Origin of the sequence: Paraburkholderia aspalathi (assembly GCF_905220735.1) — a bacterium.
Classification (GTDB): domain Bacteria; phylum Pseudomonadota; class Gammaproteobacteria; order Burkholderiales; family Burkholderiaceae; genus Paraburkholderia; species Paraburkholderia aspalathi.
Genome location: NZ_CAJNBA010000002.1, coordinates 1,489,219 through 1,507,622, shown reverse-complemented (window position 1 = coordinate 1,507,622; position 18,404 = coordinate 1,489,219). Strand labels below are relative to the sequence as shown.

The window sequence follows — 18,404 nt, the reverse complement described above, 5'->3', positions numbered from 1 at the left end:
GGCTTCTGGGACTTTGTGCGAAGAATATTCACGCGTGAGCGTGCGGGAAAGTTATGAAAACGATCGCATCGAAGACGATAGCGTTCAACGGCAAGTTCTTCGGGGCAGCGCCGACGGGCGTGCACAGGGTTGCCGAGCAACTCGTCGCCGCAACTGATGCCTTGATTGCCGGGCAAGCCGGTAACGACGTTGATTATGCCGTCGTAGTCAGAGACAGCGTCGAGGTCCCGCCTTACCGCAATATTTCGTGCGTTCGCGAGAATCCCTGGGTTCGCAGGATACACAGAATCGCGTGGGAACAATGCTATTTTCCCTTGGCTCGCAGAAAGGACTTTATTCTCAACCTCTGCAATCTCGGCCCGCTGTTGCATCGCGATTCGGCGACGATGATCCACGACGCCCAAGTGTATTCTGCACCCGAATCCTATTCCCTGGGTTTTCGCTTGTGGTACAAGTTTCTCTTTTTTTTCATTGGCAAGCGGCACAAGATCATCTTTACCGTTTCGGAATTCTCCAAAAGAGAACTCGTACGCTATGGCGTTGCCAGTGCCGACAAGATCGTCGTCGTCTACAACGGTTGCGATCATGTTCTGCAGGTTCAACCCGACGAAGGGCAGCTTGCGGCATTGAGCCTCAAACCGCGGCGCTATGTGCTCGCGCTCGCGAACACCCAGAAGCACAAGAACATCGGCGTCCTGTTCAAGGCGTTCGCCGGTGCGGAACTGAATGGCGTCGAGCTCGTGCTATTCGGTGGTGCCACGCAAGCCGATTTCGAAAATCTCGGGCATGTCGTGCCTCCCAATGTGCGATTCGCAGGCCGGATTACCGATCCGGAGCTCGTGGGGCTGATGGCCAATGCCGGCGCGCTTGCCTTTCCTTCGCTAACGGAAGGGTTTGGTTTGCCGCCATTGGAGGCGATGGCACTGGGCTGTCCGGTGATAGCCGCGCCGTTTGGCGCGCTTCCGGAGGTTTGCGGCGAGGCCGCGCTCTATGCGGACCCTTTCAGTCCGGACGCGTGGCGTCTGAATATTCTAACGGCGCTCGACGACGAGGCAACGCGGCAATCGCTGATATCCGCCGGACGTCGGCAGGCTGGCGGCTTCACCTGGAAACGGGCGGCGCGCAACCTGTTCGAGACTGTGAAAGCTGTGACCCGCTAATCTGGAAAAAGATACAGGGGATACGCGATGTCTGTTGATGTTGATTTCTCGCTGGCACTCAATGATCGTACCGGGAAATTTTTTTTGGGAAACGATATTATTTCGTCGCTCGGCAGTCGAGTTGCCAGGGTCCGCTATGGGCGACTTCACGGATTTCCGCGCAGTGATTTCGTGCGCCGTGTCGCGGGTCGCCTGACTCACAACGAAACAATGGCGAGAGTATATTGGTCATGGCTGATTTCGCTTTTCCCGGTCATCCGCGACCCTCGTCCTACGCTGCATCTCGACCCAGTCAGCGTTGTGCGTCATCGGTTAGAGGCACGCGATATTGTGCTCTGCCATGATGTCGGTCCGATCACGCATCCCCAATACTTCGCACCGGGCGTGGATGAGTTGTATCTCCGGGCCTATGATCAGATCCAGCGAATCAAGCCCCACATGGTATTTGTCAGCAAGACGTCTCAGCGGGAATTTCACAGGCTGTACGGTAACGAATATGCCTCCTCCAATGTCATCTACATTCCGACGCGATTGGGCGCGAAGGAAGGTGAGGGGTGTCCGGTGGATGGCATTTCGCGCCCTTTCCTCCTGACGGTGGGGAGTATCGGTGACCGTAAGAATCAAGCCTGTTGTATCGAGGCATTCGCGGCAAGCGGGCTTGCGGAGAAAGGGTGGCAGTATGTCATTGTCGGTGGGGGCGAGCCTGGCGCCAGTACCGCTGTCGAACTCGCGAAGCAGACTCCGGGTGTCGTGTTACCGGGTTACACGAGTGACGATGAGCTTCGTTGGCTCTACCGTAACGCATCCGGGTTCGTGCTCATGAGTCTTTTGGAAGGGTTCGGGATGCCAGTTATCGAGGCGATAGAGCACGACTTGCCGTGCCTCGTATCCAGTTCCAGCATATTGACGGAAATCGGGGGCAAAGCCATGCTGGACGCCGATCCGCTTGATCGGAAATCCATCGTGACTGGTATGAGGTCGCTAGCCGTAATGTCGGGCGAGGAGCGAAGCCGCCGAATTTCCCAGGCCCACACGCATCTCCGTAAATTTGCCCGTGAACCCATCCTGGCCAGCTGGAGAGAACTGATTGACAGGATTGGCTGAGCCACTCGCTCGTGCTGGCCACGGCGCGTGGTGTGTGTGAGATTACAGGACAGGTGGGGCCGCGACGCGCGGAACCTGGACAGTTCGCAATGCCGCCATGCTTCGAGCGCTCGCTCGATAAGTTCGACAATTGGCAATCGGCCAGAGAGATGGCCAATATCGACGCCGGCCTCGATCTCTTTGACAATGGCTTGCGCAAACTGGCCGCGGCGGATCGCCATGTCTACTTTCTCGACGATCGCGCCTTGTTCAGGAGCCTGTGGGGCGAACGTGACGGCCAAGGTCGTCCGCTTTACAAGACATTGCATCTGTCGCCTGGCTGCGCCGTCACCAATACATCCGGCGACGATCCGCACAACGCTGTCGTTGCCGACGGTCACTGCGGCGTGGTCTGGAATACCCTTTGGGCACAGCACCTTCACTTCCCTGAATGCCGCATTCGGATTGCATCTCAAACCGATCACGGATGCCGAGGTCATCGGCTTTCTGCAACCCAGCTTCGCTGCAAGCGCGCGATCGGCCCTGGCAATGCCGGCATCCTTATCGAAGTAGCGTGGCATGAGCGACGCCGAACATTCGCCAGGGCGGAGATCGGCAACACTCTACACCAGATGGATAACGTGGCTTGGCTTGTCGAATTATCTCCGCGACCGGATCCCTTGCATAAAAAAGATATTCGACATGGGTGGCAATGTCGGCAATCTTTTTTTATCGCGGGAAATCCCCCCAGCTCTGCTGGGGGACTAACACGGTTTGACGTTTCCAGGAGTCGGCTTTTCCCCATGTTTTGTACCGCTTCTCACCCGGGCCACCGTCGGTCGATATTGGAGCCTTTTACCGATGGCGAACAGGCCCCTCTGAGACGCCAGCCATCGAAAGCCACCGGCTCTGCCGGTGGATCGTTACTTTTGAGGACCGCGAACTGACACTTCGCACTCTCGAGCAAATCTTGGTGCGATGAGATCGTAAGTTATCCATCAGTGGGGGCATCGTTGCAAATCGCCATCGTCATTCCTTGCTACAACGCCTCTGCGTATGTCGACACTACGTTGCAAACTGTAATGTCACAGACGCATGACGAGGTTGAAATCCTGATCGTCGACGACGGCTCATCGGACGATACCGTCTCGAAGGCTCGGGAACACCTCGTGGGTTGCCGCCATCGGTGGACGATTCTCACGCAGCCCAACAAGGGGGTTAGTGCTGCCCGAAACCTGGGATGGCAATCGACGACAGCAGATTGGATTCAGTTTCTGGATGCCGACGATTTCCTGGCTCCTACAAAACTGCAGCTTCAGTCGATCGCCTGCCGGACTGCTGATCCGAGTGTCGCCTATGTGATGTCGCGATGGGAAGAGGTCGTCGTCGAACTCGATGCTGCGCGAAGGGTCCGCCTCGCCGAGTGCTCAGCGTTTTCTTCACAGCCAACCGAACTGGAAATTCTCGCCAAGGGACCTCTAATACATTTAGGTCAGAGCGTATTCAGAAGACGATGGATCGCGGATGTGGCCGGCTTCGACGAGAATCTCAAGGTAGATGAGGACCAGGACTTTCTACTAAAGCTCGCGAGAAAAGGCGCAAAGGTTTTGACGGTCGAGAGCGCAGACCCGCTCTTCGCGTGGAGGCAGCAACGACACCGCCGTCTTGGGCTCCGGGGAGCGCGCTACAACGCCATAGACCTCACAGAACAATATATGGAGAACTTCTTCAGGATCACTGAGGGACACCGGCATTCTTTAGACATGCTTTCAGAGGACGATCAGGAAATGCTCAAGCAACGCCTCTCGTCATACATGCGGCTGTTGTATCGATACGATATCGGGGCGTTCCGGACCCACCTCGCACAACTCGACCAGATGTTCGGACGCTTCCTGCCCTTAAGTCCATCCTATCTCAAGGCATTGTCGCGTTTCGTTGGTTTCGAACGAGCAGAGGATGTCGCCTCAATATACCGGCGTGGCAAAGCCATGGCCGGAGTCGGCGTCGAATAGATCAACTCTGGTCGACCAGACGCGCAAAAACGCGTTGTGATCTAAGGACAGCGGGATTGTGTGGAACCAGTGGCCGATGCCCGGTCTTGTGGCGGCGCCTGGTTCTCCATGAAGGGCCGTATTTCTGCGAACGGGGCTGGCTCCGTCAACAAAGGCTGATTCTCGCCTAGCAAAAAACGGGTGAAGAATGCAACAACGTAGCGATTGATCTCGGACCAGGTCTTCGCCCTGTTGATTGCAGATTTGTCGAATGCGGCCTTCCATGAGGGCTTCGCGAGCTTGTCCGCGAAATCGTCATGTACCGTACCCTTTACCGTGAAGGTCCAGTTGTTCGGGAGCGTGGCTTGGCGAATCTGGTGCGCAACTGACTCGACCGTCAGCACCGAGTTGATCCGCGTGGCGAAGTCACTATGCATGAGTTCCTCGCAAGTCGGATAGGTCCAACCACTAAAGAACATCATGTAAGGCACCTCGACATTGCCGCGTTCAGGGCGGCCATACAAGGAGCCGTCAAAATTCACGACGGCCCTGATGCGTCGATCGTCGCTACTCATCTGCGCTGCCGTCGCGCCTCCGAACGAGAATCCGACGGCGCCGACCTTCGCCATATCCACACGTTGTCCAAACACCGGAATACTCTGAAATGCGTCGATGATGGCAGAGCCCGATTTCGCCGCCAGTTCAGCCCGGAGGGCTGCGACGGGGCGATAAGCCTCGAAGCTTTCCATCGAATCGCCGGGTATCTCCGATGCCTGAGCTTCGCCCTCTCGTCCGGGAAGACGAGGGGCGTGCACGATGTCGTCCACCGTAGCGACGACGAAACCATGGCTCGCCAGGTTTGCGGGCGTAAATGTGCTCTGTTGGCGAACACTGAACCATGATGGAAAGTAAATGATGAGGGGATATTTAGCACGGGCCTCGGACAGCTTTCCATTTGGCGTGAACGGCGGCGAGGTAGGATGTCCGATTGCTGCGATCCACTGCAGAATTGAGCGCCCAAAGCCATCGCCGGGCGCCTGCGCGGGGTACCAGATATCGACCGGAAGCGAAGGGCCGTCGCTCCCCGTTTTCACATCAACACTGGCGAAGCCGACGGCATAGGGCCCCTCCAACCGGGGCCTGTCTGTGTCGAGGAACATCACGGCACGGATCATTTCCTTCGGGTCGACAAGCCCTGCATACCAGCTGACGCCAATCACCGCCGCGGCCACGAGCGCGACAAGACTGGAAGCGGCAAGAGCCCAGGAAGAAGGTGCTCCAGAGATCATGCGGATGCCTCGTCGCTGTTAGGAGCCTAGGGAAAGGGACGTGTCCGTGTCGATTCCAGGGAAGTAACACTCTACGCAAACGCGACATAGTCCAACCGCCTTATCCAATCAGGTCCGAAATGTATGGTGTGCATCGCGGATCTAAGCCTCGGCACGGCTCAGGAATGTTGTCGGACCGTCCTGCTCGTCAGGGCTGGTTTCAACCCCGTTAGCTTCGATTCCGGCCAGACGCTCACGCAGTTGCTTGCCGATGACAGCGGCGCCGGCCGAGCGGAAAATCTGGTCGTGCATGCCCGGAATCTCGGTGACAACCAGTTTGCCCGTTATCGCCTGATGCCATCCCAGGTCCCAGGCGAACAGGCGTCCGTTGAGCACCTGGCCGCTGCGGAAGATCTGGACGTCGCCGTCATAGGGAGCCGGACGGTACCGCGCCTGCTGAGCCAGCAGATATTCGATGTACCAGCGATTCTCGGAAACCATATGCTCGGAAGCATCGCCCCTGATCAGGCCGAGTTTGAGAGCAAGGTCTGCAATACCGAGCCAGCGAACGATCCGATACTGCTTGAGGAAGGAGACCATGGATGTCTCGCCCCGCATTGCCTTGCGGAAGTCGCGCGGGATGTTGTCCGCACGCACCTGCATCTTGCGCAACTGCCGGTCGTACCAAGGCATCAACTCGCGATAACCGGGGCACCAGGAATCGTTGAGGATGACGAGCTCCACCGTTTCGCCTTCGCGCCGTAGCTGATGTGCCGCCTCCAGCGCCATCGCGCCCAGCACGCAGTGCCCCATGAGGATATAGGGGCCTCTTGGCCGGGCCAGCCTGATCAGCCGCACGGCGTCCGCGGAGATATCCTGGAAAGCACGCGGCGGGAACTCGCGCGGGGCTCCTTCCGGCACCATAGAGATGTCGACGATCGGCCGATCGGAGCCGATTTGCTGAGCCAGTCCGAAGAGTACCGCCACGTTGTTGAGCGCGATGATGGGCGTTCCAGGCGCATCCTCGTTGAATCGCACGATATTGCGCGCTTTCGCCTCCAGCTCGGCCTGACTCATGAAACCACTAGCACCGACGCCTCCCGCCACGTTCGCCGTCGCTCTCCCGGCAGCAGGCGCCAGCGGCAGGTTCGCCTCGATTTCAACGGCTTCCAGCATTTCGCGCCACTTGGCCAGATGCCGGTCGATCGTCTCGACGTCGTAAAGGTCCGTGTCGCCTTCACAGGAGATGCGCCAGCCTTGCGGGCGCCGCACCATAAAGAAGTTGAGGTCGTAGAGTGCGCCTGCGTTGAAGGAAGGCGAGGTCGTCGCGGCGAAATCCTGCCGGCGAACCTCATCGCCCCCGCCGACGAAGCTTTGCTGCAGGGCGAAATTGACCGAGCATAGCGACGGGCGATCTACATCGGAGACCTCGCCCGCCATCTCCATCATCTCTTCGAACGGCAAGTGGAGATGTTCGATGGCGTCGCTGAGCTTTGCACCGCACTGCGCTGTGACAGAGGCAATGGTGCTGTTTCGAGGAACGTCGAGGCGAAGTATCACCGTGTTGATGAGCGGTCCGACCACCCCCTCGAGTTCCTGCTGATCCCGCACCGACATCTGGGTGCCCATGGCTACACGGATCTGGCCGGTTGCCGTTTGCAGCGCCATCGCGAGGCCGGCGGCCGCAACGCTGAACAGGGTGACGCCTTGGGCCTTGGCAGCCGCAATCAGGCGGTCGCTAAGCGCGCTGGGCAACAGAATGGAGCGAATGACGCCCTGGAAGCGTCGATCCTGCGACCGGGGACGATCGCCGGGAACATCGAAGCGGCTGAAATCCTGAAGCTCCTGGCGCCAATGGGTGCGCGCGCGATCGAGCGCACCGCTGGCAAGGAACTCTTCCTTCCACAGCGCGTAGTCGCCATGGTGAAGGTCGACATCGGGGAATTCGGGATCATGGCCGGCATGCAATGCGGCGAGTCCTTCCACCAGTTCACGCACGAGGATTGCGAAGGACCAGCCGTCCATGACAAGCGAATGGAAGGTCAGTTGCAATTCACCCTGCGTGGTCGACCTGGGCAACCATACGGCCCGGAAGAAGGAGGGGGACGACAATTCGAAGGGCGTGCGAGCCTGCTCACCACCGACACGCTCGGCCTCGGCTACGCCGGCCTTTTCCTCCAAACCGGTGAGGTCGACCACTTCGAGCCGAAAAGGAGCATGGCTCCAGACTTGCTGGCGTAGCCCCGCACCCGTCATCACGAAGCGGGTCCGCAATATCTCGTGTCGCGCGACCAGTTCGCAGAGCACCTGTTCGATGCTCGCGGCATCGAGCGGACCCGACAATTGCAGCCGGAAGGCGATGTTGAGGGCGGAGGCCTTTGGCGATGCCTTCTGCTCATGCCAGAACCGTACCTGGCAGGCGGTCGCCGGGAACAGGGCGTAGCCGGCTTCGATCTCGTGAGTCGGGGCGATATTCAAGGCTATCCCGTTCATCGCTCAGGCTCCTTCGGCAATTCTGCGTTTGAAGTTGAGGATCGATGGCCGGGCTACGGCAGGAGCCTCCATCAGTTCGTTCTCCTGCGTGCCGTCAAGGCTCACCGCCAATTCGGCGATCGTAACGTTCTTCATGAGTTGACGGGCATCCACACCCAGTCCGCGCTCGTTCATTCGTGCAACGATGCGGAACAGCTGGAGGCTGTCTGCGCCGAGGCTGAAGAACTGCTGGTCGATGCCGATATGCTGCAAGCCGAGCACTTCCCCCCAGATCGCCGCGATGGTGGCCTGAGTCGGCGTCACGGTTGCTGCTTCGGCCGGCACGGCCGGTAGTTCGATCGGCGTGGCCACTGATCCGGCCGGCATGGAGGCCTGCGGAACCACCGTGAGAGCGGCGTGCGGCTGACGGACAGGTGTGGCCACCATGTCCGGTGTCGGCACGGGCAGGGCTTTACGGTCGAGCTTGCCATTGCTGGTCTGCGGCAGCGCGTCGAGCGTCATCCACAGGGTCGGCACCATATAGGCCGGCAATTGCCCGGCAACATGCGCCGCGATCGCTCCCTGGTCGGTCTTGTCAAAGGCAGTCTCAACGATATAGCCCACGAGGCGAGGACTGTCGTTGACGGTATGCAAGGCGACGGCTGCCGCAGCAACGCCGGGCGCCTTACGCAAGGCAGCCTCGATATCCTCGATCTCGATGCGGAAGCCGCGCAGTTTGATCTGCTGGTCGCGACGGCCGAGGTGTAGCAGCGAGCCATCGGCAAGCCGCTTGGCAAGATCGCCGGTGCGGTAGAGCCGGCGCGGCGCAGCACCCTCGATGGCAACCGGCCTGAAAGCGGCATCGGTGAGATCGGGACGGTTGAAATAGCCCTTTGCCAGGCCTTCGCCGCCAATCCACAGTTCGCCGCTGACACCTTCGGGCGCCAGATGCAGGTCGTCGGTCAGCACATGCAGGTCCGTATTGGCGATGGGGGCGCCGATGACCACGGGCCCGTTCGCAACAACACGCAAGGCAGAAGACCAGATCGTTGTTTCCGTCGGGCCGTAGAGGTTCCACACCTGAGCGCCGGTCGCCAGCAGATCGTCGGCGAGATCGCGCGGCAACGGCTCACCGCCGCAAAGGATCTTGAAGCCCTTCGGTGCCTTGAAGCCGGCCTCGAGCAGCATGCGCCATAGCGATGGCGTGGCCTGGAGAACGGTGGCGGCCTCGTCCTTCAGCCGGGTCACCAACTCGTAGCCGGTGCGCACCTCTGCATGGCCTGCGATGAAGGTCTGCCCACCGACGATGAGCGGCAGGAACAGCTCGAGGCCGGAAATATCGAAGGAGAACGTGGTGACCGCGACGACGCGGTCTCTCGCCGTAAAGCCCGGCGCTTGTGCCATCGACAACAGGAAGTTGCTCAGCGCGCGATGGCCGATCTCCACACCCTTGGGCTGGCCCGTCGAGCCCGAAGTGAAGATTACGTAGGCCGAATCGGCATCCGACACGACGGGCAAAGTCACGGCCTCGTCGCCGCTGTCCTCATCGTCGTCGTACTCCTCAAGGAGAGCCTCCAGTTCCAGCACGCGATGTTCACCCGGTTCCAGCACCGTCCGGCTTCCCGCATCGCTGAGGATGGCGGCGATGTCAGCACCATCGAGGATCTGGCGCAGGCGCGCAGGGGGCATCGTCATGTCGAGGGGCACATACGCGCAACCGGCGCGCCACACGCCAATCATGGCAGCCACGGTCATCGCAGTGCGGTCCATCGCGATGGCGACGCGTCCGCGCGGCGCTATACCCGCTGCCACGAGCCTGCGGGCGATCTGGCTGGCGCGTGCATCGAGCTCGCGATAGGCGAGGCTCTCCGCCTCATCCGACACGGCCGTCGTATCGGGGGTTTGGCGGGCCTGCGCGGCGATCATCGCCGGAACCGTCTGCGAGAGATCGTAGTCACGCTGGGACGCATTCAGCTCGTCGCGAAGGTGGTGAATCTCGGTTTCGCTCAACAGAGGCAGTGCCGCAACCGGCGTTGTGGCATCGTGGGCGATCGCCGCGAGCAAGGTTTCGTAGTAGCCGAGCCAACGCCCGACCGTCGACTCGTTATAGACGTCGGTGTTGAAGTCGCAATCCAGACGAAGACCCTGGGGCGATTCGATCACGTTCAGGAACAGATCGAAGTTGCTGTAGGCCTTCGCGTTCGGCGTAAAGTGCGTGGCCACGCCGGCCATGTCGAGCAGTTCGTCGACCTTCTCCAGATTGAACTGCAGATCAGTCAGCGGCAGTCGATTGAAATCACGCTTGATACCGAGATCGCGAACCAGCGCGCCATAGGTGTAGTTCTGCCGGTCTCCAGCGTCGAAGACGTGATCACGCACTGCCTTCATGTGCGCGGCGAATGGCTTGTTGCAGTCGAACCTGACGCGCAATGGCAGGAAATTGACGCAGTGCCCGACCAGAAGTGCCTCGCCGGCTTGAGACTGGCCAGCCATCGGTGCGGCGACGACGACATCGTCATTACCGGATAGACGGCCAAACAACACCTGGAAGGCGCCCAACAGGGTGGCAAACAGCGAGCAGCCCTGCTTCGACGAAGCGGCTTTTACCTGCTTGAGAAGATTGGCACCCAGCTGGCGTGTCGTCGAGGCGCCGCGGAAGCTCTTGAACTCCGGGCGCGAGCGGTCGCCGGGCAAGTCGAGCTGCGGCGCGGGGTCGCGATGGAGATTCAGCCAGAAGTCGCGCGTCTCCTTGTCGACACCGGCCTCATCCTGCGCCTTGGCGAAAGCGAGAAAACTCTGCACCTCGTCGAGCTCGGGCTCCTTGCCCGAAATCCCGGCCGCGTAGAGGGCCCCCAGGTCGCGCAGGATGATGTTGATCGACCATCCGTCGCAAACGATGTGATGCGCGGTGAAGACGAAGGCCCACTTCTGGGCTTCCAGACGCACCAGCGCGGCGCTCACCAGCGGAGCACGAGTGAGATCGAAGACCTCACGCGCTTCCGCATCGATGAAGGTCTGAAGTTCTCCGGTCGCATCGGGGTGGCCGGAAAGGTCGATCTTTTCCAGCGGAACGGTCGTCGCAGCATCCGCGAACATCTTGTCGCCGACGCGTGAGAAGCGAGCGCGCAACGCATCGTGGCGGGCAATCGTCGCCGCGAAGGCGCGTTCGAAAGCGGCCTCGTTCAGGTGGCCCGTGAGCTCCAGGGTGAAGGACTCATTGAACGCGAGCGATGCTTCATTGCCCAGTTGAGCCGACATCCAGATTTCTTTCTGAGGCTCGGTGAGCGGAGACTCCACGAGTGGCTGATGTCCGGCCGGCGATGTCAAAGCGAGGGCGTCCTTCGTGCCGCCGAGAATACCTACGCTTTGGAGTGCGGAAATACTTTCGACGAAGGCATCGCCGATCTTGCGGATGTCCTCATCCGAATGGCTGGTCGTCAGGAAGCATGGGAAGCCTTCCATGATGTGGACGCCGAGGTAGCGCATATAGGCATAGAACAGACTGCCCAGGCGGTCTTCGCCTGCAAAACTGATATAGAACCAGCTCGAGAAGGATTCCGCCCGCGTGGCGATGCCGACTTGCTCCAGGTGGGCATTGATGCGTTGTACGAGGCCGTTCATACGGGCGCCAAGCGATTCCTGCAGCGCCGGGCCGGCCTCCTTGAGGTGCAGGAGGACAGCTTTCATCGCGGCCAACACTACGGGATGGCGCACGAAAGTGCCGGCGAAGAAGGTCGGCGGGACTTCGGGAACCGAGGCGTCGCCGAATTGCCACTGGCCGCCGTCGAGCGCATCCATGAACTGCGCGGTGCCGGCGAGCACGCCGACGGGCAGGCCGCCGCCGACCACCTTGCCGTAGGTCGCCATGTCGCCCTTGATACCCCAATAGCCTTGCATGCCGGCCGGATGGACGCGAAAGCCCGTCACGACCTCGTCGACGATAAGGGCGGATTCGTTGGCCGCGGTGACTTCGCGCAATTGCTGCACGAATTCCTTCGGTCGCAGATTCGGATGGCGCGACTGCACAGGCTCGATCAGGACAGCGGCGATATCGTCGATATTGGCTTTGATCCACTCGAGGCTTTCGGACCTGGCGTAGGGCAGCACGACCATGTTGCCCACGGAGCTCTGCGGGATGCCGGGCGCGAGCGGGAAAGCACGCGGGACGCCCGCCTCGCTCCCGGGCTTGACGAGGACTTCGTCGAACTGGCCGTGGTAGTCGCCGTCGAAGCAGACGACCTTCTCCTTGCCTGTCACAGTGCGCGCGAGACGCATCGCTGCCATCACGGCTTCCGAACCGGTATTGCAGAAGGTGACGCGCTCATGCCCGGTCATTTCGGCAAACATTTGGGCGACCTCGCCCGCAAGCGGGGACTGCGGCCCGATGGCAAAGCCTTCCGCCATCTGCGCGTTAACCGCTTCCACGACGAAATCCGGCGTATGGCCAAACGCGGTCTGACCGTAGCCGTTGACTACATCGATATATTCATTGCCGTCGACATCCCAGATCTTCGAGCCCTTGGAGCGCTGGGCGACGATGGGATAGACAAGCTCCTTCCATTCCTCGCGGAAGCCGCTGGCGGTACGCGGATCGGCAAGCACAGAACGGTAGGATTGCGTACGAGATTTGGAGGTGGCAGTCCTCGCCGAGTAGCGAGCCGACAGATCGGCGATGAACGCCGTCTGGGCATCGGTGATCTGCGCCGAGCTCGTAGCGCCAGGCTTGTACGCGTTAAAGCGCGTCGGCCGGTTCTCCTCGAACTTGATCTCGGGGCCGGTGGGCTGCGCGGAAGCCGCGGCCGGTGCGGCCAGTGCGGCCGACGCGGTCGACGCGAGCGCGGCGCTCGGAGCGGGGGCCTGAATTGCCGCTGCAGGCTGCTGGAGCGTTAGCGGCGCGCCCTGGAGCACCTCGAGCTGACGCGACATCAGGGACTGCATCGCAGCGAGCTGGTCGCGGAATACCGATTGGATGTCACCCGTGGCCGCGACAGCGGCCATGATGGGAGCGGCCTGTCCCGCGACGGCGACCGGCGCAGCCGCGATGGGAGCGGCTGATGCGGCAACGGCAACTGGCGAAGCCTCGGCCGCGGCAGGCGCGATTTGCGGTTCAGGATCAGGCGGCAAAGCGCCATCGAGGAACTGCGCCAGGGCGGGCAGCGTCGGGTAGTCGCTCATGATCTGCCGGAAGCTGATCGTGACGTCGTAGCGGCGGCGAAGCTGCCGGGAGACTTGTCCCATGAACAGAGAGTCGTAACCGAGATCCCAGAAGGTCACGTCCGGATTGGACGTATCCGGCGCTTCGCCGGACATCTCGGCGAGAAGTGACGCCAGTTCGGCAATGAGACGCGGTTTGCGGTCGATTTGGACGGCTTGGGTCATGGCGGTCTGGGCAATGTTGGTTATGGCGTCGGACGAGACTGGAGCGGCAATCGCCGCCGTGGCCGTCGTCGGGTGGCTTGAAGAGGCAGTTGCAGGTGCGTCAATCCAATGCCGTTCCGGTTCGAACGGATAGGTCGGTAGCGAAACACGGTGGGCGGCTTCGGCCTGGACGGTTTTCCAGTTCGGCGTAACACCGTTCAGCCACAACCGCCCGGTCGCTTCGGCCAGGACGGAAAGTTCCCGGTCGCGCATTGCGAAATCAGGCAGGGAGGCAATCGCGCCCACATATCGGTCCTTGGGCAATCCCTGCATGGCAAACGTCGACAGCGTCCGGCCAGGGCCGATTTCGAGGAGTAGGGGCTTGTCCTGCGCTGTCACCGTGGCCAGCGCGTCACTGAAGCGCACCACGTTGCGGCAATGACTGGCCCAGTAACGTCCGGGCACCGGCTGATCCATCGCCGCCCACTCGCCGGTCACGGTGGACACGTACGGGATCTTCGGCCTGGCGAAAGAAAGGGTGTCCGCAAGCCTGGCAAGATCTTCAACGACGCCGGACATCATGCGCGAGTGGAAGGCATGCGAGGTATGCAGACGTCGATGCTCGATATCCCTTGCCTTCAGCGTGGCCTCGAAAGCCTCGATGGCAGCGAAGGGGCCCGCCACTACGCTGAGCGACGGCGCATTGACTGCGGCGAGGTCGACATCGTCGGGCAGGATGGGCACGAGATCGGCCTCCGACAGACGCACGACCAGCATCGCGCCCGGTTCGGCCGACTGCATGAGCGCGCCACGCCGGGCGATCAGGTACAGCGCATCCTCGAAAGCGATCGCCTCGGCCACGCAGGCTGCGACCAGTTCGCCGACGCTGTGGCCGATCATCGCCGTCGGCTTGATGCCGCGTGAGATCCACAGTTGCGCCAGCGCATATTCGACCAGGAACAGGGCCGGCTGCGCGTAGATCGTCGAACGGATGGGGTGCGGCGTGTCGTCGCCTTCCGGGGCATCGCTGAACAGCAGGGTCCGGATATCGAGTCCGACATGCGGAGCCAGCGCTTCGGCGCCCTTATCGATCCACTGGCGATACACCGGCTCGGTGCGATAGAGCGCTTCGCCCATGCCCGGATACTGGGCGCCCTGGCCGGGAAACATAAAGACCACCGCGGGCGCGGCCTGAGGGGCCTGGGCTTCGATGGCCCCCTTTTGGAGCTTCGCCTGAGCCTGATCGAGACTCTCGGCGATGACCACGGCGCGGTGGGTGAAGGAGCGGCGGCCCGTTTGCAGCGTCGCGGCCACGTCTGCGAGCGAGAGACCGGAATGGGCTGCCAGATGGCTGGCGAGATAGGCCTTGGTGCGTTCGAGCGCTGCCGCGCTCCTCGCCGAGAGCGGCAATATCTGCAGTCCCTCTTGCGGCGCTTCTTGCGACTCACAGGCGGCGTTGGCGCGGCAGGGCGCTTCCTCCAACACCACATGGACGTTCGTACCGCCGACGCCGAAGGAACTCACGCCAGCGCGACGCGGTGCCGGGCCATCGGCCCAGGGACTCGCAGCCGCGTTGAAAAAGAAGGGGCTGTTAGCCGAGTCGATGGCCGGATTGGGCGAACGGAAATGCAGGAGCGGCGGCAAGACACGGTCGCGCAAGGCGAGCGCCGCCGCGATGAAACCCGTCACGCCGGCAGCCGCATCAAGGTGTCCGACATTGGCCTTCGCCGAGCCGAGGGCACAGAATTGACCGCCCTCGACGCCGCCCAGGCGGAATGCCTGCACCAGGCCTGCGAATTCAATGGGGTCTCCAAGCGGCGTCGCCGTACCATGGGCTTCGACATAGCCAATGGAGGCGGGATCGATGCCGGCCTCGGCGTGCGCGATGGCAATGGCGCGAGCCTGCGCATCGACGCTGGGAGCGGTGAAGCCGACCTTGTCGGAACCGTCGTTGTTGATGCCAACACCACGGATCACGGCATAGATCGGATCCTCGTCGGCGATGGCGTCCTCGAGACGTTTCAGCAAGACAACGCCGGCGCCGCTACCGAACACCGTGCCGCTGGCCCCAGCATCAAACGGGCGGCAAACCCCATCGGGCGCACCCATTCCGCCTTCCTCATAGAAGTAGCCGCGCTTCTGCGGGAAGGTGACCGACACACCGCCGGCCAGCGCCATGTCACAGCGTCCCGATCGCAGGTTCTCTACGGCCAGGCCAATCGCGGTCATCGAGGTAGAGCATGCCGTCTGTACCGATATGGCCGGCCCCGTGAGGCCGAGCTTGTAGGCGGTGCGGGTAGCGACGAAATCACCGGCCCCCACCAGCTTTTGATACTCGCCGATCTGAAACTGGCTCGTGAACTCGTCGATGACGCCACGATCGGACAGGACATGCTTGAGGAAGTAGGTATTCATCGAGGTGCCGGCGAATACCCCGACGGCGCCGGCGATCGTCGCCGGATCATATCCGGCGTCTTCGAACGCCTCCCAGGCGATCTGGAGGAAAAGGCGCTGCTGCGGGTCGGTCAGTGCCGCTTCGCGCGCTAGCATCCCAAAAAAACCGGCATCAAAGCGGTCGACGTCAGAGAGTATCGGCTTCGCCTTGACATAACGTTCTTCGCGGCGAGCGTTCTCGTCGAAGCTGTCTTCCAGTTCCGTCACGTCGAAATGCGTAATGCAGTCGCGCCCCGCGAGGATGTTGGCCCAAAGCTCGGAGACATTGCGCGCACCTGGAAACCGTCCGGACATGCCGATGACTGCAACGGCCCCGCCTTGCGTGTCCCGGCGCAGCCGGATTGCCTCATCCTTCACCACCCCGAGCGTGGCACGCAGATGCGTGGCCAGCGCCTCGACATTAGGATGGCGAAACAGATCTACCAGCGCAACCTTGGCCGCCACGTCGCGCATGATGATGGCGTGCGCCTTCATCAGATCCAGCGAGCGCAATCCAAGGTCAAAGAAATTCGACCGGCGATCGACAGGGTTGCCGAGGAGCCCCTCGAACACAGCCGCCAGCTTTGCGGCGATGTCGTCGTCTATCGGCTCGGGTGCGGCCGGTGCCGCGGCGGGTGTATCGAGCCCCGCAAGCAGGGCTTTGCGGTCGACCTTGCCATTCGGTGTCAGAGGAAAGGCCGATAGGATTCGCAACTCCGCCGGCATCATGTAGTCGGGCAAAGCAGCCTTGAGATAAGCGCGTATTCCGTCCAGCAAGACAGCGGCGGTCGCCACATCGGCCTTTACGAAGCCGGCGATGGACTTTCCCCTGCGGCTCTCAAACGCTACCGCGACCGCATCGGCTGCGCCGGGAGCCGCACGTAGGGCATGTTCGATTTCATCGAGTTCGATGCGTTTGCCGGCGATCTTGATTTGCCGATCGTTGCGACCCAGGAAATCAATGGCTCCGTCCGGGCGACGGCGGACCAGGTCACCGGTGCGGTAGAGCTTGGCGCCGGGGGTGAAGACGTCGTCGACGAACTTCTCCGCCGTCAGTTCGGGACGGTTGAGGTAGCCGAGCGCAACGCCTTCACCGCCCACGACGAGCTCACCCACTTCTCCCTCGCCGACTGGAACGAACTTGTCGTCCAGAATGTAGACGAGCGTGCCCGCGATGGCGTCGCCGATGGGAATGGCGTCGCCATTTGCCAGGGCCTCGCCGCCGCGCGGAATGCGGTAGCAGCAGGAAAAGGTCGTGTTCTCGGTCGGACCATAGCCGTTGACGATCTGCAGCCCGGGATGGGCCTCCATGACTTTGCGTACGTGGACGGGCGACAGCACATCCCCGCCAGTCAGCACCTCCTTGAGCGGAAGAAAGGCTTCCAGCCGATAGTCGGCGAGCGCGTTGAAGAGGCCGGCCGTGAACCAGGCGCTCGTCACGCCGAGTCGCGCAATCTCGGAGGCGACGGTGTCAAGCGAGGGTTGAACCTCGTTGATGATAGCGGCACAGCCACCGTTCAGTAGCGGCCCCCAGATCTCCAGCGTACTTGCATCGAACGCGAGCGGTGCGAGGTTGAGGAACCGCGTCTGCGACGACAGGTCAGCGAAGGTTTGGCCATGCACCAGGCGCAGAATCGCGCGGTGCGGCACGATCACGCCCTTGGGTTTGCCGGTCGAGCCGGAGGTGTACATGATGTAGGCAGGGTCGTTGCCACCGGAAGCCTGGAGCACAGCGGGATCGGCAGCCTCCGACGATGCCACGAGATCCGCCAGATCGACCAACGCCCCATTCAGGTCGCCAACGCTGGCGAGAGCAGCCTCTTCTGCGACGATGAGCTTGGGCAAGCAATCGGCAACGATGAAATCGAGCTGCGCCCGGGGATAGGCCGGATCCAGCGGCACATAGACGGCTCCCAGACGCAGGATCGCCAGGATCAAAGCCAGCGTGTCCCGACTGCGCGGAACCATGATGGCGCAGCGGTCGCCTCGCTCCAGTCCCATACGGTACAGGACGGTAGCAAGACGGGCCGAACGTTCGCCGAGCGCGGCATAACTTTCTTCACCCGTCGCGTCGATCGCAGCAAGATGATTGCCAAACGCCGCACATCCGGCATCGAAGCGCTCTGCCACACCAGGTACATGATCCGGCCCGCTCGGCAAGTCGCCTAAATATCCATCTCTGTGTGACATTTGCCGATCTCCAATAATTTAGGTGAAGGCCTTGTACTGAGCTACGCCTGGCGTTAAGCGCGCAGCGAGCGTACTTAGCGGCGGCCAGTCACAGGAGGCGCAAGCAGCACGAGGCCATCCGTGCCAGATCCGCGTCTCAAAACGCGAAATTTGCTGTAAGTGGAAGTTAATCTTCCGCGGCTTGCCTATCCGTACGCCGTCGCACACACGGACGATGCAACAACACATCGCCCCGAAGAGTTCGCGCGCCCAGAGCGTGTCGGGCACTTTCGCTTAAACCTGGAATGTGGCGGGAAGACAGACCGCACGCGATATTCGCGTCACGTTTCGGAAGAAGAATGGAGCTAAGCCGCTCGATATGGCGCAAGTAGATGCGTCGTGGCGCGCTGTGGCGTATACGGCTCTAACTATGCGCGCCAGTGCAGGTTATTGAGGCGCCTTCGCAGGGC

The 18,404-nt window shown here is 61.5% G+C and carries 7 protein-coding genes; 4 read left to right on the top strand and 3 right to left on the bottom strand.

The genetic code is table 11. From position 1 onward, the window contains the following. Positions 1-53: 53 nt before the first annotated feature. The 4 genes from KHO30_RS17530 to KHO30_RS17515 all read left to right on the top strand — a co-directional run bounded on the left by KHO30_RS17530 (position 54) and on the right by KHO30_RS17515 (position 4,255). On the top strand, positions 54-1,160 hold the full coding sequence (locus KHO30_RS17530) for a glycosyltransferase family 4 protein (protein ID WP_093632546.1): 1,107 nt from the start codon (positions 54-56) through the stop codon (positions 1,158-1,160). 27 nt (positions 1,161-1,187) lie between these two features. Beyond that, the gene (locus tag KHO30_RS17525; protein WP_200620420.1) at positions 1,188-2,264 is read left to right on the top strand and encodes a glycosyltransferase; all 1,077 of its coding nucleotides are present in this window, start codon (positions 1,188-1,190) and stop codon (positions 2,262-2,264) included. Positions 2,265-2,353: 89 nt separating this feature from the next. Continuing rightward, positions 2,354-3,190, top strand: a complete 837-nt coding sequence (locus KHO30_RS39305) for a hypothetical protein (RefSeq protein ID WP_244864066.1) — start codon at positions 2,354-2,356, stop codon at positions 3,188-3,190. 66 nt (positions 3,191-3,256) lie between these two features. Beyond that, on the top strand, positions 3,257-4,255 hold the full coding sequence (locus KHO30_RS17515) for a glycosyltransferase family 2 protein (protein WP_211701681.1): 999 nt from the start codon (positions 3,257-3,259) through the stop codon (positions 4,253-4,255). Positions 4,256-4,296: 41 nt separating this feature from the next. Here the strand turns inward: KHO30_RS17515 and KHO30_RS17510 are convergent, their stop codons facing one another. From KHO30_RS17510 to KHO30_RS17500, 3 genes are all read right to left on the bottom strand, one after another. After that, a complete protein-coding gene (locus KHO30_RS17510; protein ID WP_211701680.1) occupies positions 4,297-5,523 on the bottom strand; it encodes an alpha/beta hydrolase family protein in 1,227 nt (408 codons plus the stop codon). Between the two features lie 141 nt (positions 5,524-5,664). Further along, complete coding sequence (locus KHO30_RS17505) at positions 5,665-7,995, bottom strand: condensation domain-containing protein (protein ID WP_211701679.1); 2,331 nt, start codon at positions 7,993-7,995, stop codon at positions 5,665-5,667. A gap of 3 nt (positions 7,996-7,998) precedes the next feature. Then, positions 7,999-17,955: a non-ribosomal peptide synthetase/type I polyketide synthase gene (locus KHO30_RS17500; protein ID WP_211701678.1), complete on the bottom strand. Its 9,957-nt coding sequence runs from the start codon at positions 17,953-17,955 to the stop codon at positions 7,999-8,001. Between the last annotated feature and the right edge of the window lie 449 nt (positions 17,956-18,404).

Excerpts from the sequence above, each read along its gene's own strand:
- KHO30_RS17530 (WP_093632546.1), top strand. The coding sequence starts at position 54 with ATGAAAACGATCGCATCGAAGACGATAGCGTTCAACGGCAAGTTCTTC.
- KHO30_RS17525 (WP_200620420.1), top strand. The coding sequence starts at position 1,188 with ATGTCTGTTGATGTTGATTTCTCGCTGGCACTCAATGATCGTACCGGG.
- KHO30_RS39305 (WP_244864066.1), top strand. The coding sequence starts at position 2,354 with ATGCCGCCATGCTTCGAGCGCTCGCTCGATAAGTTCGACAATTGGCAA.
- KHO30_RS17510 (WP_211701680.1), bottom strand. The coding sequence starts at position 5,523 with ATGATCTCTGGAGCACCTTCTTCCTGGGCTCTTGCCGCTTCCAGTCTT.
- KHO30_RS17505 (WP_211701679.1), bottom strand. The coding sequence starts at position 7,995 with ATGAACGGGATAGCCTTGAATATCGCCCCGACTCACGAGATCGAAGCC.
- KHO30_RS17500 (WP_211701678.1), bottom strand. The coding sequence starts at position 17,955 with ATGTCACACAGAGATGGATATTTAGGCGACTTGCCGAGCGGGCCGGAT.